The organism is Novosphingobium sp. (assembly GCF_024642085.1).
Lineage (GTDB): Bacteria > Pseudomonadota > Alphaproteobacteria > Sphingomonadales > Sphingomonadaceae > Novosphingobium.
Window position 1 is genome coordinate 24,903 of the sequence record NZ_JAHEBV010000012.1, and the last position, 19,799, is coordinate 44,701.

Here is a 19,799-nt window from a genome sequence, read left to right on the forward strand (position 1 = left end):
GGCCATCATGCTCCTGCTTGGGTTTTGGCATAGGCGTCGCGGTACTCATCGCGCAGCAGGCGCTTGTACAGCTTACCGGTCAGTTCACGCGGCAGCTGTTCGCGAAAATCGATTTGCCGCGGCATCTTGACCCGGCTGAGCTGGGTGCCGAGATAGTCAGACAGTTCGGCGGCCAGTTCAGGCCCGGCCTGCGTCATGTCGAGCGGCTGGACCACGGCGACCACGCGTTCGCCCATATCGGCATCGGGTGCGCCAATCACGGCGGCATCAGCCACCTTGGGGTGCGTGACCAGCAGGTTCTCGATTTCTTGCGGGTAAATGTTCACTCCGCCCGAAATGATCATGAAGCTCTTGCGGTCGGTCAGGAACAGATAGCCGTCCTCGTCCTGATAACCGACATCGCCCAGACTGGACCAGCCATGCTTGTTGCGGCTTTCGGCGGTCTTGACCGGATCGTTGTGATACTCAAACACAGGCTGGCTGGGATCGCTCGGTTCGAAGAAAACCTGGCCTTCGGTGCCGCGCGGCACTTCATCCCCGTTTTCATCGCAAATGTGGAGGATACCCGACAGCGCCTTGCCCACCGATCCCGGCTTGGTCAGCCAGTCGGGGCTGGTGATGAAAGTCGATCCGTTGCCCTCGGTTCCGGCGTAATATTCATACAGCACCGGCCCCCACCAATCGATCATCGCGCGCTTGACCGGGACCGGTATCGGGGCAGCCGCGTGGATCGCGCATTTAAGGGTGGAAACATCGTATTTCGCCCGCACCGCTTCCGGCAGCTTTAGCATGCGGACGAAATGGGTGGGCACAAACTGGCTGTCGGTAATGCCGTATTTCTCGATCGTCTGAAGCGCGCCTTCGGGATCAAACTTTTCCATGACGACAACGGTGCCGCCAATCTTGTGGAGCGTCATCGACCAGCGCAGCGGCGCGGCGTGATACAAGGGCGCGGGCGACAGATAGATGGCGTCGGGGCCGATCCCGTATGCCGCCACGGTCAGCTGCACCAGCACATTGGTCTGATCAATCGCCGGATCATCGGGCAGCGGGATCTTGACCCCTTTGGGCCGCCCGGTCGTGCCCGAGGAATAGAGCATGTCGACCCCGGCACGTTCATCGGCGATGGGGGTTGCGGGCATGGCAGCCAGAGCATCTTCGGCACTAAGCGCACCGGGCGTATCCAGCCGCAGCTGCGGAACCTGCGGGGCCAGACCAGCCACTTCATCCAGTACGGCCGCGCCGTGCGCCGATCCGAACAGCAGCTTGGCCCCGCTGTCTTCCAGGATATAGGCAATTTCCGGCGCGGTCAGGCGGCTGGAAATACCAACATAATGAACCCCCGAACGCTGGAAGCCCCAGGCCAGGCAAAAGAACCACGGATGGTTTTCCAGGCACATCGCCACCGTATCGCCAATCCCGATCCCGCGCGCGCGAAGCAGCTGGGCGACCTGGTTAGAACGCCGGTCCAATTCGGCATAGGTCACAATTTCGCCGCTGCCGGCCATCACTATCGCGGGCTTTTCTGGGGTGGTGCGGGCGTGGATCGCTGGATGCATGGGGCAAGACTCTCCGTTACGGCTTTGCGCCGCTTGCCACTGGTTTAACCGAACGATTAAAGGCCCGCAAAGGGAAATGCACAGGTCTGCTGCGATTGTTTATCCGCTGCAGGTGGCGGGAAACGAAAAAGGGCGGCGCTTGCGCACCGCCCCTGTTTCAGCATCCCTCCCGAAGCTGATCCCGCCCCGGGCTTTTACCCGGTCACGGATAAAATCCTTATTCTTCGCCGTCACCCATTGCATCGCTATCACCAGCGACTGCCATCTGGGCACGGGGTTGCCCTTCGCCCTGCAGGTAGGGAACCGGATTGACCGACAGGCCGCCTACGCGGACTTCATAGTGCAGGTGCGGACCGGTCGAACGGCCGGTCGAACCCACATAACCGATCACATCGCCCTTGTGGACCGACTGGCCGGCAGCCACGGCAATGCGCGACAGGTGCCCGTAGCGGGTCTGAATATCACCGCCATGTTCAAGGCTGATGTACAGGCCATAGCTGGAAAAGCGTTCGGCCTTGCTGACCACGGCATCAGCGGTGGCATAGACAGGGGTTCCGGTGGGCATGGCAAGGTCAATACCCTTGTGCGCGCGGCGACCGCCCAGAACGGGGTGAATGCGCATGCCGTAACCGCTGGTCAGCGCAGCGCCCATCACCGGCATCCGCGACGGCACCGAAACGCCGCGCGGGCGGAAGCTGGTGACGGCAGCAGCGGTCGTGGAAACGATCCCGGCCTTGTCAAGCGACTTCCAGCTGGAGAACAGGCGGCGGAACTCTTCATCGCCCTGGTTCTGCGCCTTGGCTGCCTGGGCAGCGCGCAGGGGCGCGTTGACATCGGCAGCAGCAGCGCTGCTGTTGGCCAACGCGGGAGCGGTAAAGGCCATGCTGGCAAGGGCGGCGAAAGCACCGACAACTGTACGAGCCTTGGCAAAAATCGAAGTGGCGACCACTAAAACTACCTTATTCGTGCGCCCGAAAGGTCGAAAACCTCCCAGTACCGGGCTACTTTTAAAGCGTCCCGGAGCAGTGTTTTTGAGATGGTCGGACCCCCCGCCGTCTCTTGCCTGGTCGGTCTGACCACTAAAAGTTAACTAGACAACCCCGCTGTACCATTCGCGCGACAAACCGGCAGCGAGGCGCGCCGAGTCGTTGAACGGCGGCTTAATGGCACCGGCAAAATGGCGCCGCACCAGGTTTTTCCAAAGGATTTCTGCGGATTCGCGCCGTTCGGAACAAATTGCGACGAAATGTGTTGATCCCGCCCGCACGTGGCGGATTTCGTCGTCAAGGATTCGCTGCAGGATTCGCGCGCCGGTTTCATCGCCGCCAGAGCGCACCCGTTCCAGCATCGCCGGGGTCACATCCAGTCCGCGTGCTTCCAGCACCATTGGCACGACTGCCAGCCGCGCAGCGACATCATGAGCGGTTGCAGCGGCTGCTTCCCACAGCCCGCCGTGAGCGGGCAGCGCGCCGTAGTAGCTGCCCAGCGTGCGCAGCTTGCGGTCGATCAGGGCAAAATGAAGCGCCTCGTCCGCGGCGATATCGAGAAAGTCGGAAACGAAGGCGTGCCCGCGTTCCGCGCCGAACCGGCCTGCCATGTCGAGTGCAAGATCAATCGCGACGAACTCGATATGGGCGATCGAATGCCACAACGCGATCCGGCTTCGCTGTGATCCGCCCTTGCCGCGCTTGGGCATCTGCGCGGGCAGCAGCAGTTCAGGGCGGTCGGGGCGCCCGGGTTCGTCGGGCATGGGAGCATCGAACACGAACGCCAGGCGGCCGGCGGCATGATCGCGGGCCAGCGCGCGCGCGGCAAAGATTTTGGTGCGGGGATCGGTTTCCAGCAGTGCGGCGCGGATTGCTGCGGCCAGGCTGGTCATGCAATGGTCACAGCGCGCGCGCTGCCTCCAGCACTTCGGCGGCGTGGCCCTTGACCTTGACCTTGTTCCACACCCGCGCAATCCGCCCGTCCGCGCCCACCAGATAGGTGGTGCGGACCATGCCCATATAGGTCCGGCCATAGTTCTGCTTTTCGGTCCAGATCCGCAAAGCGTCGGACAGACCCCCGGTTTCGGCATCTGACGCAAGCGGCGCGGCAAGGCCGTATTTGGCAATGAATTTCTGATGGCGCGCCGGGGGATCCTTGCTCACTCCCAGCAGGGCGGTGTCGGCCCGCGCAAAATCATCCGCCAGCGCGGTAAAATCCTGATTCTCGGTGGTGCAGCCCGGCGTGTCGTCCTTGGGATAGAAGAACATCACCAGCTTTTGGCCGGCAAAGTCCGCTGGTTTGATCGCCGCGCCATCGGGCGTGGTCAGGGCAATATCGGGCAAGGGATCGCCGATCCCGGGTAATGCGCTCATCCGTCTATCTCCAGTCGGGTGCCGAAAATGTCCAGCCAGCATGCCGCGATTGTCTGGCGTGCATCAAGCAGGGCATCGGTCAGGCTGTCCCAATCGCGGCATTGGCACGCCTTGGCAAGCACAGCGCGCGCAGCAGGCGGCGGCAGGGCGGTATCGGGGGCAAGCAGCCGCGCCGCGATCAGGAATCGCGCCAGCCGCGCATGGGCGGGGCGGATCGCGGCGGGTAGCAGACCGGCGTTGACCAGCGCGGCCAGAGCGCCGGGAAGATGCGGATCAAGGCCCACACCTTCGCGCAGTTGCAGATAGTGGGTGATGAACTCCACATCGACCAGGCCGCCGCGCGCCAGCTTGACGTCCAGCGGGCCCTTGGCGGGCTTGTGCCGGACCATGTCGGCGCGCATCGCCAGGACGTCGGTGTGGAGCCTGGCTGGATCGCGCGGCATGGTGAGGACGCTTTGAACAAGGGCGCTCAAAGCGGCACGATCCTGCTCTGGCCCCAGCAAAACCCGCGCCCGGCACAGCGCCATGTGCTCCCACGTCCAGGCCGATTCGCGCTGATAACGGGCGAAACTGTCCAGGCTGACGGCCAGCGGACCCTGTGCTCCTGATGGCCGCAGGCGCGTATCTATGTCGAATAACGCCCCCTCGGCCGTGGGTACTGACAAAGCACCTATCACTCTTTGCGCCAGGCGGTTGAAGTACAGCGTTGCCCCGATTGGCCTTTCTCCATCGCTTTCGCCGGACGTCTCGCCGCTGAACACAAACACCAGATCGAGGTCCGAGGCGTGAGTCAGAATCCCTCCGCCCAGGCGCCCATAACCCATCGCCAGCAGGCGGCTGCCCGCAATCCGGCCGTGCGGGCGCACGAACTCGGCCTCTGCGGCAGTAGCCAGGACTTGCAGCGCTGCTTCGGCCACCCGGCACAAAGCGGCGCCGATTTCCAGGGGATCGCGCGCGCCTTCGATCAATTGCACGCCCAGCAGGAAGCGGTGCTCGCCCACCTTGCGGCGCACACTGTCAAGCAGCCTCTCATAATCATCGTCGGCTTCGCCCCGGATCAACAGGGCAGCCAGTTCCTCAACCGACCCGGGCAATTCAAAGGCGCTGGCGTCGATGAGTGGATCGAGCAGGTCAGCTCGCCGAGCCAACGCATCCGCCAGCGGCGGTGCCAGGCTGAGGATCCGGACAAGCAGGTCGATTAGCCCGGGCCGGGCTTCCAGCAACCGGAACAGATTGACCGCGCTGGGCAGGCCCGCCAGCAACTGTTCCCAGCGCAGAAGCGCGCGATCCGGCTCGGGCGCGGCGGCCAAAGCGCTGAGCAAAGGGTGCCGGATCGCCTCGAATGCTGCGCGCCCGGCATCGCTGCGCAGTGCGCGCAGCTTGCCCGATTGCCAGCCGGTAATCCGTGCCGCCAGCGCAGCGGTGTTTGTAAATCCAAGCCCCGCCAGCTCAGCTTGCATCGAATCCCCGCGCGGCGAAGGGGCGGCTTGGAGCCCACCCGAAGGCCGATCGTGCTGGGTGATGAGCCTGTCATAACGGCTGCCGACCGCCTCGGTGATCGCGAACAGCTCTGCAACCAACGCCGCTCCGTCTGGTATCCCGTCCAGCCGAGCCACCGCATCGATCGCGGCAGGATCGAGCGGCAAGGCATGGGTCTGCTGATCGGCCACCATTTGCAGCCGATGCTCGATCTGGCGCAGACGGTCATAGCTTTCGCCCAATAGACGCGCATCTTCGGGATCGATTAAGCCGGCTTCGGCCAGGGCGTCGAGGCTGGCCCGCGTGCCGCGAAGCCGCAGCGCAGGGTTGCGCCCGCCGTGGATCAACTGGTGAGTCTGGGCATAGAACTCGACCTCGCGGATCCCGCCGCGCCCTTTCTTGAGGTCGAATCCGGGGCCGGGGTTGGGTGCGCCGGAATGATTGGCGCGGATCTGCTGGGTCAAGCGGCCGATTTCGGCGATTGCGCCAAAATCAAGGCTCTTGCGCCACACAAAGGGGCGGATCGCGGCAAGGAACGCGTCGCCTGCTGTTACATCCCCCGCGCAGGCCCTCGCCCGGATAAAGGCGGCCCGCTCCCATGCCAGGGCAGAGCTTTCGTAGTGAGTCAGCGCGGCATCGATCGGAATTGCCAAGGGGCTTACTTCTGAGGCCGGACGCAGCCGCAGGTCGACGCGGAAGACATAGCCTTCAGCATCGACATGGCTCATGGTTTGAATCAGCGTGCGGGCAATGCGCTGTGCCGCCTCCCCCGGCTCGTCCCGTTCGCGGCGTGGCAGCAGGGCGGGGTCGTAAAGCAGGATCGGATCGATATCCGAACTGTAGTTGAGTTCTTCCGCCCCGTGCTTGCCCAGCGCGAGAGCTAGGAAACCGGCCGGCTCGGCATCAGGCACCCGCGCACGGATCGCATCGCCAATCGCAGCGTCCAATGCGTGATCGGCAAAGGCTGACAGTTCGCCGGTAACCCGCAGCAAGGGCAGCGCACCGGCCAGATCGCCTATTGCAAGAGCCATCGCCAGCGCCAGCTTTTCGCGGCGCAAGGCGGTCGGTATATCAGGCGCGTTGTGCCCCGCTGCGCGGGCCCATTCCAGCGCGTCCTCCATACTGCCAGCGGTTAGCAGTTTTTCGAGTTCTGGAAGCCGGTCCAGCCCGCGGCACAGGTATGGCGCGTGATCGCGCGCGCGGGCCAGCGCTCCGGTCCATTGGGCGGTCATAGCCCTGCGATGCCCGGTCCCGCTCCGGCAAGCAAGCGGAACGCGCGCTTGCGGGGCGGCGGCGGCTCTGCCACATCGCCAGTTAATCCGCTGAATACCTAGGGGCAGTCCGTGTTTTCCATATCCTCCCGCCTGATCGCCGTGTGCTGCGCATCATCAATCCTTGCTGCAAGCGCACTTGCCAAGCCTGTGCCCCAGGCTCCGCCAATATCGATCGCGACGTTGGAAGATGTTACGCGCACCCTTTCATCCGATGTTTTTGACGGGCGCGGCCCCGGCACCCCGGCCGAAGACCGGACGATCACGCTGATCATTGACCGGTTCAAGGCCGCGGGCCTCAGGCCCGGCAACAAGGGTCGCTGGCTGCAGGACGTGCCCACCGTGATTGTCGAGGCGCAGAACATGAGCCCGCTAACTGTCAAGGCCGGAGGTCTGGTGCTGAACTTTGCCTACGGCACCGACTATGTCGCGGGATCATACCGGGTCGTACCGAAAACAGCACTCGTCGACGCGCCGCTGGTCTTTGTCGGTTACGGCATCAACGCCCCTGAACTGGGCTGGAACGATTATGCCGGAATCGACATGACGGGCAAGATCGCGGTGATCCTGGTCAATGATCCCGATTACGAGATGAGTGATGAAACTGGTCCATTCAAGGGACGAAGGATGACCTATTACGGTCGCTGGCGCTACAAGTTCGAGGAAGCAGCCCGGCAGGGCGCAGCCGGCGCACTGATCGTTCACGACACCTTTCCTGCCGCCTATGGCTGGCAGGTCGTTCAATCCAGCTGGACCGGCAAGCAGAAGTACGTCCAAAGCGCCAAAGGCGGGATGGATCAGACCGCCGCCAACGGCTGGATGCAAAAGCCGGTGGCCGAAGCAATCTTCAAGGCCGGTGGGCAAGATTTTGCGATGCTTAGCACGGCCGCCAAGCAAAAGGGCTTTAAACCGGTGATGCTTGGTGCCAGTGCCAGCCTGTCGTTCGACAACGCGATCGAACGGGCAACTTCGCACAACGTCATAGGGATTCAGCCGGGCAAGGCGCGTCCCGGAGAGTATGTGCTCTATACCGCTCATTGGGATCATCTGGGCCGTTGCAAAGCCAACGCCAAGGGCGACAACATTTGTAACGGCGCGATCGACAACGCCACGGGGATTGCGGCATTGACCGCCTTGGCCGAGGCCAGTCGAAGAGCTGGCGCAGCTGCCCGCAGTCAGGTTTTCCTGGCAGTGACGCTCGAGGAATCAGGCTTGCTGGGCAGCGAGTTCTACGCCGCCAACCCTATCTACCCGCTGTCCAGGACCGTTGGCGGGGTCAATATGGATGCGCTACTGCCGGGTAGCCCGTCGCGTGATGTGACCGTGACCGGAGGCGACAAGTCTGATCTCACGGCAATCCTAAAGCGCGTTGCGGAGGGCATGGGCATGACCATTACCGGTGAAGATCATCCCGAACGGGGTTATTACTACCGTTCCGATCACTTCAGCTTTGCCAAGCGCGGGGTGCCGATGTTCTCGGTCGAGCGGGGCAGCGACTGGATCAAAGGCGGCAAGGGGGCCGGGCGCGCCGCGGCAGAGCAATACAGCGCTGTCGACTATCACCAGCCGAGCGATGAATACCATGCCGACTGGGACTGGTCGGGCCCGCAGCAGGACGTTACGCTTTACTATCGCCTGGGTCGGGCCTTGGCCGACAGCAAGGCGTGGCCCACCTGGTACAAGACTGACGAGTTCCGTCTGATCCGCGACAAGAGCCTGGCGGGCGGAAGGTAGATATCTGGTGACCGTGTTTATGCCGCCCGAATGGCACCCGCAGCGCTGGCTGTGGATCGGCTTTCCCCACGACGCAGAGGAGTGGCCAGGGTTCCTGACCCGCGCGCAGGAACAGATCGCCGCCTTTGCCAGTGCCGTGGCGGACAGCGGGCAGGACGTGCGGCTGATCGTGCGCAATGCGGTCAATGCGGCGCGGGCGCGGCAACTGTGTTCGGCGGCGGTCAGGCTTGAGGTGCGGCGCTACGGCGACGTATGGCTGCGCGATACCGGGCCGCTGGTAGTGCGTCATAACGGCGAGATGATTGCCCGGCGCTTTGGTTTCAACGGCTGGGGCGGCAAATACCTGATGGACGGCGACCAGGAAATCGGCGCGGAACTGGCTGAAAGCGCCGGTCTGCCCGTGCGGACTGCCGACTGGATCCTGGAAGGTGGTGCACTGGACGGAGATGGCACGGGACTGGTCGTAACGACCGAGCAATGTCTGCTCAACCCCAACCGCAACCCTGCGCTTTCGCGCAGCGAACTGGAAGCCCGGCTGGCGCGCGACCTTGGGTTCAGCCGTGTGATGTGGCTGGGTGACGGGCTGATCAACGACCATACTGATGGGCATGTCGACAACCTTGCCCGTTTTGTTGCGCCAGACGTGCTCGCTTTGCCGCGCGCCACTGGAAGGGATGATCCGAACGCTGCGATCTATGCCGATGCTAAGGCCCGCGCCGAAGCGTTTGGGGTGCATGTGCGCGAAGTACCTTCGCCCGGCCGGGTCGAAAGCGAAAGCGGGCGTATCGAACCGGCGAGCTATATGAACTTTGCAATTACATCGAAGCTGGTGATAGTACCGACCTATGGCACGGCCCATGACAGTGACGGCGTGGCCGCTGTGCAGGACCTGTTTCCAGATCGCCTGGTAATCGGCATGATGGCCGATGCCGTACTGGCTGGTGGCGGCAGTTTTCACTGTGCCAGCCAACAGATGCCTGCCCTGTGAGCAAAGTTCTCCTCGCCTCGATCCACGATGTTGGCCCCCGGTTTGAGCGAGAGGTTGATCAGCTCGCCGATCAGCTCGGACGCATTCTGGGTGGGCCGCGGTTTGCCATGCTGGTGGTCGCCGATCACTGGAGCGAGGCGCCGTTGGCCCAGGCCAAGGCGTTTCAGGCGAAACTACGCAGCTGGTCCGATGCGGGCGTCGAAATGTTCGTCCACGGCTGGTTCCACAAGGATCTGGTCCGGCACAGAGGCGCCGCCTCGTTCAAAGCCAAGCACATGACCGCGGGCGAGGGCGAGTTTTTGGGCCTGTCCGAAACCGAGGCGGCGGCGCGCATGGCCGATGGGAAAGCCTTGATCGAAGATATCATCGGGCGCCCGGCGGCTGGCTTCATCGCCCCGGCATGGCTCTACGGAGCAGGCGCACGCGCAGCCCTGGCAAGCAGCGGCTTTGCCCTGGCCGAAGACCATTTTCGAGTCTGGCAGCCACAGTCGGGCGAGGTGCTGGCCAAGGGCCCGGTCATCACCTGGGCCAGCCGCAGCAAAGGGCGGCAGCTGTCATCACGTTTTTTCGCAGGCCTCGCACGCGGCGCCCTGCACTCACAGCGGGTGGTGCGTGTTGCGGTTCACCCAGGCGATACGACCGTACCGGCGCTTATCGGGAGTATCGAGGCAACCTTCAGGGCCTTCGCCGCGCGCCGACCGGCTGGACGCTATGGGGATTTGCTGCCCGTCAATTGATCGAACTGCGCCAGATAAGCGTGCGCTGATGCTCCGTAGCGGCTAGGTTCAACTGCGGCTCTAAGCCGTTCGTTCGAAGCCGGAGGGGTGGTTAGCTGGGCTTCAAGTGCGGCAGCTATTGCTGCCGGGCTGCGGCCAGCGACAAGACGGCCAAGCTGTTCGTCATGAAGCAATTCACGCAGAAAATAAGAACAATCTGTGCTGACCACTGGCAGGCCGCGAGCCAAAGCCTCGACCGCCACGGCCGGTCCGCCTTCATAGAGGGACGTTATAAGCAGCACATCAGCGGCATCCAGAGCGGCGGTCACGTCGGCCACGAAACCGGGAAGCGCGACCGTGTCTTCAAGGGCCAGACGCTTGACTTCGGCTTGTATCTGCGCGCGCAGATATCCTTCGCCCAGTACAGTCAGATGCGCTGCGATCCGCTGCTGCAGGGCTTTCAAGACACGCAGCGCCAGTAGCACGTCCTTTTGCGGCTCCAGCCGACCAATCAGCAGGATGCGGGCCGGTCCCAGACTGCGGCGGCGATCTCGCATCGGCTGGACGGGCGCGGTATCGGGCACGTTGGGATCGATGATCGTGACAACGCGGCTGCCCGGCGCCATGCGGCGATGCTCCGCCTCCAGGCCTTTGTTCATGGCCACCACCATGTCGATTGGCGCGAAATAACGCGGTAGCAGCCTGGTCGCCCTGGCCAAAAACCCCACTATCCCGCCGGGCAGCATCGGATTGCTGATCTTGGCAACGATTGGGGTGCGGGGCAATGCGCGTTTCAGCGCGCGGGCCAGGATGAAGTGAAAATTACCGGGAATGAACACCACGTCCGGGGACAGCGCACGGGCTTTGGACTCCATGGCCTTGCCCAGCCACAGCCGTGACATGGTGGAGCGCTGCACGGGCGGTGCAAGGACCGAGACCGCTACACCGGCGGGCACGCGCGCGCGCATGGCGCCATGCTCTGCCCCGGCCAGCAGCGTCACGCGTCGACCCGCGGCGATCCACTGTTCGGCAAGGCGAAAAGCGATAACCTCGGTTCCCCCGGCGGAAAAATCGTGGATTGGGATCAGGATATGCTCGGCAGGCATGGACCGGGGCGATAGCGCCCGCCCTTCCCGCCGGCAAGATAGGGGGCCATGCCTCGGCGCTTCCCTTCAAAGGCGATTTCTGCCAAGGGGCCGGAACCGAGACGAACGCAACGTGAATCTTCGAGGGAATCTTCTTCGCACGTTTCGTGCGTCAGGCGCTGGGGCTGCGCCGGGCTTGACCGTTCGCCAGCCAAAGGGCCGCGCTTGATGACCGAATCCATCGCCGTAACCGAACCGCAGCCGGACGCTGCCGCACTGCCGCTTACCCCGGCAGATGACGGCAACCGCACCCGCTGGGCTGGCTGGTTCAGCGCAGCGGTATCGCTCGCCATGCTGGTCGCAGTGGTGGTCGAATTGCGCAACCTGCAGTGGGAGCAGGTGATCGAACTGGTACCCGGGCACGTTGGCTTCTGGGTGTTCTTCGCCATCTATTACATGGCGCTGCCCGTCAGCGAATGGCTTATCTACCGCCGGCTTTGGCCGATCCCGTTGGGGTCTGGCATGGCGGCGCTGCTGCGCAAGCTGGTCAGCAACGAACTGCTGCTGGGCTACCTTGGTGAAGCGCAGTTCTATGGCTGGGCGCGCAGCCATCTGAAAATGGATGCGGCCCCCTTTGGCGCGATCAAGGATGTCACCATCCTGTCCGCGCTGACCGGCAACGTAATGACGCTGGTCATGCTGGTATTTACCTGGCCGCTGGTCGCATCGGGCCAGATCGGCATGGAAATGCGCAGCACCTTCATGTCTCTTGGCGTCATTCTGATCACTTCGTTCGTGATCCTGCTGTTCCGCCAGCGGCTGTTCAGCCTGCCGAAACGTGAATTGTGGTTTATTTCGGTGGTACATGTGCTGCGGATCCTTGTGGTCTTGGCGTGCTCGGCGTTCATGTGGCATCTGGTCCTCCCGGACGTTTCGGTGGATCTGTGGATCGTGCTGGCCACGCTCCGTATGCTGCTGTCCCGCCTGCCGCTGTTGCCCAACAAGGACGTTGTCTTTGCCGGCCTGGCCGTGTTCCTGCTTGGGCACGAGGTGCAGGTCGCAAGCCTGATGACGCTGATGGCAGTCATGCTGTTGATGGCCCACCTGGCTGTCGGCGCGATCGTCGGCCTGGTCGGGCTTCTTGATTCAAGGAGTACGCGGTGAAGATAGCAGTTCTTGGTTCCGGTGTGGCGCTTGGCCTGGCCTTGCCGGTTATTGCCCTGGCCGCGCCCACAATCCCTTCCACTCCCGATCTGGGCAAGGCCGAAGGCCGTTGCCGCACGGGCGAAAGCGGCCCGGCGCTGCTGGTAAATGTTGGCGGCCTCAAAGACCGCAAGGGCACTCTCAAACTGGAAGTCTATCCTTCCAACGACACCGATTTCCTGGCTGATGACAACATCCTGGTTTCGGCCGGCAAGACGTTTCGCCGGGTTGAGCAACCGGTCAATGCCAGCGGCAATGTTCAGTTGTGCGTCCGCATTCCCGGGCCGGGCAGCTATAGCGTTTCGGTGCTGCATGACCGCGATGCCAACCGCAAGTTCGGCCTGTCGGTCGACGGGATCGGCTTTACTGGCAATCCCAAGCTCGGCATGCGCAAGCCCAAGGCAGCCGCTACCCGCGTCGTGGTGAATGGCAATGGTGTTTCGCAGACATCGGTCGTGATGAATTACCGCAAGGGGCTGATGAGCTTCGGGCCGCTGAACAACTGACGTTCGGCAGAACAGGGGGCACGCTTTGCGCATCGTCGATGTCTGCGCCTTCTACACACCGCATGGCGGCGGGGTGAAGACTTACGTCGAGCAGAAGCTGCGTCTGGGGCCCGAGCTGGGCCACGAGATCATCATTCTGGCCCCTGGCGACACGCGCGAGGTGATCGAACGCGGTCCGGGCGCCCGGATCGTCACATTGCCCAGCCCGCGCTTTCCGCTGGACCGCAAATACTGGTACTTCGCCGATGAAGAGGCGCTTCACGCCGAGCTTGACGCGCTCAGGCCCGATTTTGTCGAAGCGTCGTCGCCCTGGCGCAGCCCGTCTATGGTCGCGCGCTGGGATGCGCCGGTGCCGCGCGCCCTGGTGATGCATGCCGATCCGCTTTCCGCCTATGCCTATCGCTGGTTCGAGCCGCTGTTCAGCCGCGAGCTGATCGATCGCCGTTTCAAGACCTTCTGGGAGCATATCCGCGAGTTGGGGCAAAGCTATGACCGGGTGGTTTGCGCCAGCCGCGAATTGAAGGAGCGGCTTGAAGCGGGCGGGGTGGCCAACACCGTGCTGCATCCGATGGGAGTGCAGGAAGGTTTGTTTTCAAAGGACCGCCGCGATCCCGAAGTGCGCCGCCGCTTGCTGGAACTGTGCGACCTGCCCGAAACCGCCACCCTGCTGATCGGGGTCGGCCGGCTATCCGCGGAAAAACGCTGGCCGATGGTGGTCGACGCGGTGATGGCCGCCAGCCACGATCATCCGATCGGGCTGGTCATCCTGGGCGATGGCAACAAGCGCAGCCGCATCGTGCGCGGCATTTTCGGCAATCCGCATATTCGCCTGCTCGAACCGGAACGCGACCGTATCCGCTTTGCCACGATCCTGGCCAGCGCTGATGCGCTGATCCACGGCTGCGAGGCAGAGACATTCTGCCTGGGCGCGGCCGAAGCACGGGCCAGCGGCATTCCGGTGATCGTGCCCGATCGGGGCGGCGCAGCCGATCACGCCGCAGACGGAGCGGGTCTGACCTACACTGCCGGAAGCGCCGAAGCTGCGGCAGCGGCGATCCTGCGGTTGATTGACGGCCCGCCCCTGCCGCTGGAACAGGTCCCCCCCAGCGAAACGATGCGCGGGCATTTTGACAAGCTGTTCGCAGACTATTGCGCGCTGGTTGAACTGCGCAAGGCTGCTGCCTGAAAGAAGTCAGGCCTGCGCGCCAGCCGGGGCAGCGTCTTCGGGTACCTGCACACGGATCATCGCCAGGGCCGCAATCACCAGGGTTCCCGCAGCAAAGGCCATGGTCCAGATCGGCTGGCCGGGGAAGAACGCCTTCATGATCGATCCCATGACGGTCGCGACCAGCAACTGCGGGATAACCACGAATACATTGAACAGCCCCATGTAGATTCCCAGCTTGGCCTGGGGCAGGCTGCTTGCCAGAATGGCATAAGGCATGGCCAGGATCGATGCCCAGGCGATGCCGACACCAATTTCGCTGATGATCAGCACCGATGGATCCCTGATCACGAAAAAGCTGGCATAGCCGGCAGCGCCCGCCAGCAGGCACGCCATGTGGGTCCGCGCCTTGCCCACTGCTTTCGAAAGGGCGGGGAGCAGGAACAGGGCGGCCAGAGCGGCCACGCCATTATAGACGGAAAACAGCACTCCTACCCAGTTGCCCGCTTCCTGAAACGGTGCGCTGTCCGGATTGGTTGAACCGAAATAACGCTGCGCGACGATCGGTGTGGTGTTGATCCACATGATGAACAGCGCCGACCAACTGAAAAACTGCACCACGGCCAGCCGTTTCATGATCGGCGGCATGCCGGAAAAATCGCCGACGATGCTGGCCAGCATGCCCTGGCTGCGCCCCGCGCGGGCCAGCCGGATCGCAATATGGCTGATCAGGCCATAGCCGATCAGCAGCCCGGCCAGCAGGTATACTTCCTTTTCCAGCGCGAACCTCTGCGTGATTACTGCAAGCAAGGCCCCCGCCGCAATCCACCAGAACGATGGGCCGCTGCCGCGCGCTGCCAGTGCCGCTGCCGGATCTGCCGGTGTTTCGGCCGTGTCGCCGAACTGCGCCTGTTCAGCCGGCGAATATTCGCGCGTGGTCAGCACGGTCCACATGACCGACGCGAACAGGGCAACGCCGCCGGCCCAGAAGGAATAGCGGACCGTATCGGGGATGCCGCCGCCTGGCGCTTCGTTGGCGACGCCGAAGTGATCGAGGAGATAAGGGAACAATGATCCTACCACCGCGCCCACGCCGATGAACGCGGTCTGCACTGCATAGCCTGCGGTGTGCTGATCCTTGCGCAGCATATCGCCGACAAAGGCACGGAACGGCTCCATCGAAATGTTCAGGCTGGCGTCAAGCGTCCATAGCAGCAGGGCCGATGCGAGCAGCACCGGGCTTAACGGCATAAGCAGCAGCGACAGCGCCGCCAGCAAGGCACCGGCCACGAAGTAGGGCCGCCGCCGCCCGAACCGGCCAAGCCATGTGCGATCGCTGAGATGGCCGATCACTGGCTGCACCAGCAGGCCGGTCAGCGGCGCCGCGATCCACAGCGCGGGAAGATCGTCCAGGCTGGCCCCCAGTGACTGGAACACCCGGCTCATGTTCGCATTCTGCAGCGCGAAGCCGATCTGGATCCCGAAAAAGCCGAAGCTGATATTCGCCAGCCCGGCCCAGTTCTGGCGGGGTTTTTCCATTGCTGTGCCTTCTCCCTAAGTGCCGCTGTGGCTTGCACGGCTGGGCTGCGCGCACAACAACTGCATACGAATACGTTGGGGCTGGTTGATGGAAAAGCCGGTCACCCCACGGTGCTGCGCCGGACGATCAGCTGGGTGGGCAGCGACGTGTTGGGGATCGGCCGGTCTTCGATCTGGGCAAGCAGGGTTTCGATCAGCAGGTCGCCGGCCTGGCGAAGGTCCTGCATGACCGTGGTCAGCGGCGGATTGGTCATGCTGGCGGCGGGCTGGTTGTCAAAACCGACCACTGCAACGTCTTCTGGAATGCGCAGCCCCGCTGCGGCCAGTGCACGCATCGCCCCGATCGCAATAAGGTCGCTGGCAGCAAATATCGCGTCAAAACCGGCATTTCTGGCCAGCAAGTCCTCCACTGCGCGCTGGCCGTCATCCTCGAAACTGACGCCGCCGCGTAACAGGGCCGGATCGGCGGCGAAGCCAGCGTCGGTCAGTGCCGAACACAGCCCGCGATAGCGCTCGGCGAACTCGGGGTAATGCTCGTCCGCCTGGCCGATGAACGCGATGCGCTTGCATCCCAGGGACAGCAAGTGCTCTCCCGCACTGCGCCCCGCACCGAAATTGTCGGACCCCACGGTGGCCCCGATGTTGTCGTCGCTGACCGAACCCCAGCGCACGAAATAGGTGCCCTGGCGGACCAGGTTGGCCAGCCGGCTTTCGTACAGGGTGTAATCTCCATAACCCAGCAGGATCAGCCCATCGGCGCGGTGACTGTCCTGGTAACGGGTGTGCCAGTCATCTTCCATCTTCTGGAACGAGATCAGCAGGTCAAACCCCTTGTTGGCGCAGGCGTGGGTGATCGAACCCAGCATCGAGAGGAAGAAGGGATTGATCTTTGAATCTTCGGGCGTCTGCTCTTCAAAAAACAGCAGGGCGATGGTGTTGGCACGCTGCGAGCGGAGCGACGACGCGTTCTTGTCGACCGAATAATTAAGCTCGCGGGCAATCTCCTCGATCCGCTGGCGGGTAGCCAGACTGACGGATCGCGACCCGCGCAGCGCGCGGCTGACCGTGGGCTGCGATACTCCGGCGATATAGGCGATGTCGAAGCTTGTGGGCTTGTTCGACCGTTTGCGCCCCATGGACACCTCCCTCGCGTCCATCCGGCGGCAGCGCTTGGCGGTCAGACTAATGCGGAGCGGCGCTTCCCGCAATCGTGCTTGCGTCCGGGTTGCATTGGCGCACGGGCGTGGCATCGCGGCCACAGCATGGGGCAATGCATAGTATGCGTATACGTATGCCTTCTATCCGCGGGAACACAGCCGGACGTAATGGCGCAGCTGACGACACTGCAAGTCATTGCCGCGCGTCACATTAAAAAAGGGCCATCTCGCCGGGGCTCGGGGAATACCGGCAAGGTTTTGGGAGAGTTCACTGTGGCACTTCGCACCCGTATTCACGGCGCGCTTGGCGTATCCGCCCTGGCGCTGACCGCATCCGCCCTGGCGCTGCCAGTCGCCGCCATGGCGCAGGACGCCGCTTCGGCTGCCGATGATCAGGCGACAGGCGATGAAATCGTCGTTACCGGCTTCCGCGCTTCGCTGCAAAGCGCCACCGCGATCAAGAAGCGCACCGAAACGGTGGTCGAATCAGTCAACGCCGAAGACATCGGTAAGCTCCCCGACAACTCGATCGGCGAATCGATCGCCCGCCTGCCCGGTCTTGCTGCCCAGCGCAGCAACGGCCGCGCCAACATCATCTCGATCCGCGGTTTCGGTCCGGATTTCTCCTCGACCACGCTCAACGGGCGTGAACAGACCACCACCAACGACAGCCGCGCGGTTGAGTTCGACCAGTTCCCGTCGGAAATCCTGGCAGGCGTCGATGTCTACAAGACCGCGCAGGCCGATCACACCGCCGGCGGCCTTGTCGGTACGATCAACATGCGCACGATCCGCCCGCTTGATGTGAGCAAGCGCGTGATCGCGGTTGGCGCACGCGGAACGGTGGTTGACCAGAAGGTCATCCCGACCACCACCAACAAGGGTTATCGGGTTTACGCAACCTACGTTGACAAGTTTGCCGATGACACGATGGGCATTGCCCTGTCGGCCGCCTATTCGGATGAACCGTACCACACCCGCGACTGGAACGCCTGGGGTTACGGCGGCTACGGCACCAACCAGTACGGCATCAGCGGCGTCAAGACCTGGGAAGAAGCATCGCGTCTCAAGCGGCTTGGCCTGAACGGCACGTTCCAGGCCCAGCTTGGAGATCAGCTGACCCTGACACTCGACGGCTTCTATTCGCGCTTTAACGAAAAGCTCGACCAGAAGGGCTTCGAAATGCCGATCCTGTGCTGCGGTTCGACGGTGACGGGGTTCACTCCGGGCACAGTCAACAGCTACAACATTGGCGGATCGACAGTGCCGATCGGCCTGGTGACAGCCGCGACCTGGACCGGCCGCCCGATCATCGAGAACTACGCCACCGACAACAAGAACGATACCTATTCGTTCGCTGGCAACCTCAAGTGGGACAACGACAACGGCACCCGCGCCCTGCTCGACGTGAGCTGGTCGCGCACCGACCGCTACCAGGACCGGCTTGAAACCATTGCGGGCTTGGGCCGAAACCTCGACACCTCGGTCGGACCGGTTTCCAGCTGGGGCGGCACGTTCGGCTACACCCTGACCGACAACAACGCTTTGCTGTTCACCAGCAATTTCAACGGGGCGAACCCGGCGCTGGTGCTGACCGACGTGCAGGGCTGGTCGGGCGGGACCAACCAGGCAGGTTACGACAAAATCCGCAAGAGCAAGGATGACCTGAAGGAAATCCGGGCCGAGATCGAACAGGATATTGGCGGCGGCTTCCTGAAAGCGATCAAGGTTGGCGTTGACCATACCTATCGCAAAAAGACCCTGACCCAGGACGAAGCGTTCCTGACGCCGCCCGCGGGCGTCGACGGTGTCGTCGTCCCCAGCAACCTGCTGCTGACCCCGGTCCAGCTTGATCGCGGATTTGGTCCGATCCTGTCTTACGATCCGCGCACGCTGGTTCCAAACAAGGTGCTGCTATACGTTCCGAACCCTTATGGCGCGTCGCAAGCCTATGACATCAGCGAAGATGTCTGGACACCTTACGGCATGGCATCGTTTGATTCCGATCTGGGCAACGGCAACACGCTGACCGGCAATATCGGTGTTCAGGCCATCCACACTAGTGTGGTCTCAAGCGGCGCGGTCAACCCGACCGTCACCGACAAGTACTGGATGGTGCTGCCCAGCCTCAACCTTAACTTCCGTACGCCCAATGACATGGTTGTGCGCTTTGCCGCATCGCAGGAAATGATGCGTCCGCGCCTGCCGCAGATGAACAACATCATCGGATTTGGCGTGAACAATGCCTTCACCCCGCCAATCTACACCGGCGGCGGCGGCAACCCTACGCTGCGCCCCTACAAGGCGACCGCTCTTGACCTGAGTGTCGAAAAATACTTCGCCAACAAGGGCTACGTTGCGGTCCAGCTGTATTACAAGCATCTGAACACTTACATCGATCCGAGTGCGAACGTCACCGACTTCGACTATTCGCGCTTCCCGATCCCGGCAGGACAGGTTCCGTCTTCGCCGATCGGTATCTTCAGCGGCCCGGTCAACACCAAGGGCGGCTGGATCATGGGCGGCGAACTGGCCGGTACCTTGCCGTTCGACGTGTTTACCTCGGCATTGAGCGGGTTCGGCGTCACCGGCGGTCTGGGATACACCGAAACCAAGGCGTTCGACGCCAAGGGTAACGCGTCAACCATCCCGGGATACTCAAAGTGGGTCGCCAGCCTGACCGCGTTCTACGAAAACGGCGGCTTCAACCTGCGCGGATCGATGCGTTACCGGTCAAGCTTCCTGGGTGATTTCGCGCTGTTCAGCGGCGGTCTGGATCGCCAGGCTGTTCTGGCCGAAACCGTTTACGATGCGCAGATCGGGTATGACTTCCCTGAAAGTTCGTCGCTGCACGGGCTGTCTCTGTACCTTCAAGGCCAGAACCTAACCAACGAGCGTCAGGCAACCCTGGCTGAAATAAACGGGGCTGGCGTGCCGGATGCCTGGCTGAAATATCAGACCTATGGCCGCCGTTATCTGGCGGGCTTTACCTACAAGTTCTGATACCATGAGGGTTCCGCCGGATCGTCCGGCGGAA

Annotated in this window: 15 protein-coding genes; 7 read left to right on the forward strand and 8 right to left on the reverse strand. The window is 62.9% G+C overall.

Translation table 11 applies throughout. The features are described 5' to 3' along the window. Positions 1–5 precede the first annotated feature (5 nt). The 5 genes from Q0L62_RS07045 to Q0L62_RS07065 all read right to left on the reverse strand — a co-directional run bounded on the left by Q0L62_RS07045 (position 6) and on the right by Q0L62_RS07065 (position 6,630). Positions 6–1,559 carry an acyl-CoA synthetase gene (locus Q0L62_RS07045; protein ID WP_296678325.1) on the reverse strand — a complete coding sequence of 518 codons (1,554 nt, stop codon included), beginning with the start codon at positions 1,557–1,559 and terminating at the stop codon, positions 6–8. A gap of 217 nt (positions 1,560–1,776) precedes the next feature. After that, positions 1,777–2,508, reverse strand: coding sequence for a M23 family metallopeptidase (locus Q0L62_RS07050; RefSeq protein WP_367183270.1), 732 nt, complete (start codon positions 2,506–2,508; stop codon positions 1,777–1,779). Positions 2,509–2,649: 141 nt separating this feature from the next. After that, the gene (locus Q0L62_RS07055; RefSeq protein ID WP_296678327.1) at positions 2,650–3,438 is read right to left on the reverse strand and encodes a ferritin-like domain-containing protein; all 789 of its coding nucleotides are present in this window, start codon (positions 3,436–3,438) and stop codon (positions 2,650–2,652) included. A 7-nt stretch (positions 3,439–3,445) separates the two neighbouring features. Beyond that, positions 3,446–3,919 (reverse strand): peroxiredoxin, encoded by a 474-nt coding sequence (locus tag Q0L62_RS07060; protein WP_296678329.1) that lies wholly within the window; start codon positions 3,917–3,919, stop codon positions 3,446–3,448. Then, positions 3,916–6,630, reverse strand: a complete 2,715-nt coding sequence (locus Q0L62_RS07065) for a bifunctional [glutamine synthetase] adenylyltransferase/[glutamine synthetase]-adenylyl-L-tyrosine phosphorylase (protein ID WP_296678331.1) — start codon at positions 6,628–6,630, stop codon at positions 3,916–3,918. The genes Q0L62_RS07060 and Q0L62_RS07065 overlap by 4 nt, the downstream gene beginning before the upstream one ends. A 111-nt stretch (positions 6,631–6,741) precedes the next feature. Here Q0L62_RS07065 and Q0L62_RS07070 point away from each other — a divergent pair, with 111 nt between their 5' ends. Genes Q0L62_RS07070 through Q0L62_RS07080 form a run of 3 tightly spaced genes read left to right on the forward strand, consistent with a single transcriptional unit; the run spans position 6,742 to position 10,128 of the window. Beyond that, positions 6,742–8,403: a M28 family metallopeptidase gene (locus tag Q0L62_RS07070; protein ID WP_296678333.1), complete on the forward strand. Its 1,662-nt coding sequence runs from the start codon at positions 6,742–6,744 to the stop codon at positions 8,401–8,403. A gap of 19 nt (positions 8,404–8,422) precedes the next feature. Next, positions 8,423–9,391 (forward strand): agmatine deiminase family protein, encoded by a 969-nt coding sequence (locus Q0L62_RS07075; protein WP_296678407.1) that lies wholly within the window; start codon positions 8,423–8,425, stop codon positions 9,389–9,391. Continuing rightward, positions 9,388–10,128 (forward strand): polysaccharide deacetylase family protein, encoded by a 741-nt coding sequence (locus tag Q0L62_RS07080; protein WP_296678335.1) that lies wholly within the window; start codon positions 9,388–9,390, stop codon positions 10,126–10,128. Before Q0L62_RS07075 ends, Q0L62_RS07080 begins: the two co-directional genes overlap by 4 nt. On the opposite strand, the gene Q0L62_RS07085 is transcribed toward Q0L62_RS07080, so the two are convergent. Beyond that, complete coding sequence (locus tag Q0L62_RS07085; RefSeq protein WP_296678337.1) at positions 10,101–11,213, reverse strand: glycosyltransferase; 1,113 nt, start codon at positions 11,211–11,213, stop codon at positions 10,101–10,103. The genes Q0L62_RS07080 and Q0L62_RS07085 overlap by 28 nt on opposite strands. A 207-nt stretch (positions 11,214–11,420) precedes the next feature. Here Q0L62_RS07085 and Q0L62_RS07090 point away from each other — a divergent pair, with 207 nt between their 5' ends. From Q0L62_RS07090 to Q0L62_RS07100, 3 genes are read left to right on the forward strand one after another with little or no spacing between them, the layout of a single operon-like run. After that, positions 11,421–12,356, forward strand: a complete 936-nt coding sequence (locus tag Q0L62_RS07090) for a hypothetical protein (RefSeq protein WP_296678339.1) — start codon at positions 11,421–11,423, stop codon at positions 12,354–12,356. After that, positions 12,353–12,901 carry a DUF2141 domain-containing protein gene (locus tag Q0L62_RS07095; protein ID WP_296678341.1) on the forward strand — a complete coding sequence of 183 codons (549 nt, stop codon included), beginning with the start codon at positions 12,353–12,355 and terminating at the stop codon, positions 12,899–12,901. Before Q0L62_RS07090 ends, Q0L62_RS07095 begins: the two co-directional genes overlap by 4 nt. Before the next feature lie 25 nt (positions 12,902–12,926). Then, positions 12,927–14,087: a glycosyltransferase gene (locus tag Q0L62_RS07100; protein WP_296678343.1), complete on the forward strand. Its 1,161-nt coding sequence runs from the start codon at positions 12,927–12,929 to the stop codon at positions 14,085–14,087. A gap of 6 nt (positions 14,088–14,093) precedes the next feature. Here the strand turns inward: Q0L62_RS07100 and Q0L62_RS07105 are convergent, their stop codons facing one another. Together Q0L62_RS07105 and Q0L62_RS07110 are read right to left on the reverse strand one after the other, a co-directional pair. Next, complete coding sequence (locus Q0L62_RS07105) at positions 14,094–15,605, reverse strand: MFS transporter (protein ID WP_296678345.1); 1,512 nt, start codon at positions 15,603–15,605, stop codon at positions 14,094–14,096. A gap of 101 nt (positions 15,606–15,706) precedes the next feature. Continuing rightward, entirely contained in the window at positions 15,707–16,741 is a 1,035-nt protein-coding gene (locus tag Q0L62_RS07110) for a LacI family DNA-binding transcriptional regulator (RefSeq protein ID WP_296678347.1), read from the reverse strand. Between the two features lie 294 nt (positions 16,742–17,035). Between Q0L62_RS07110 and Q0L62_RS07115 the strand changes: the two genes are divergently transcribed. Then, entirely contained in the window at positions 17,036–19,765 is a 2,730-nt protein-coding gene (locus Q0L62_RS07115) for a TonB-dependent receptor (RefSeq protein WP_296678349.1), read from the forward strand. Positions 19,766–19,799: the final 34 nt, after the last annotated feature.

Coding starts and splice junctions, on each gene's coding strand:
- Q0L62_RS07045 (WP_296678325.1), bottom strand. CDS start 1,559: ATGCATCCAGCGATCCACGCCCGCACCACCCCAGAAAAGCCCGCGATA.
- Q0L62_RS07055 (WP_296678327.1), bottom strand. CDS start 3,438: ATGACCAGCCTGGCCGCAGCAATCCGCGCCGCACTGCTGGAAACCGAT.
- Q0L62_RS07060 (WP_296678329.1), bottom strand. CDS start 3,919: ATGAGCGCATTACCCGGGATCGGCGATCCCTTGCCCGATATTGCCCTG.
- Q0L62_RS07065 (WP_296678331.1), bottom strand. CDS start 6,630: ATGACCGCCCAATGGACCGGAGCGCTGGCCCGCGCGCGCGATCACGCG.
- Q0L62_RS07075 (WP_296678407.1), top strand. CDS start 8,423: ATGCCGCCCGAATGGCACCCGCAGCGCTGGCTGTGGATCGGCTTTCCC.
- Q0L62_RS07085 (WP_296678337.1), bottom strand. CDS start 11,213: ATGCCTGCCGAGCATATCCTGATCCCAATCCACGATTTTTCCGCCGGG.
- Q0L62_RS07090 (WP_296678339.1), top strand. CDS start 11,421: ATGACCGAATCCATCGCCGTAACCGAACCGCAGCCGGACGCTGCCGCA.
- Q0L62_RS07105 (WP_296678345.1), bottom strand. CDS start 15,605: ATGGAAAAACCCCGCCAGAACTGGGCCGGGCTGGCGAATATCAGCTTC.
- Q0L62_RS07110 (WP_296678347.1), bottom strand. CDS start 16,741: ATGGGGCGCAAACGGTCGAACAAGCCCACAAGCTTCGACATCGCCTAT.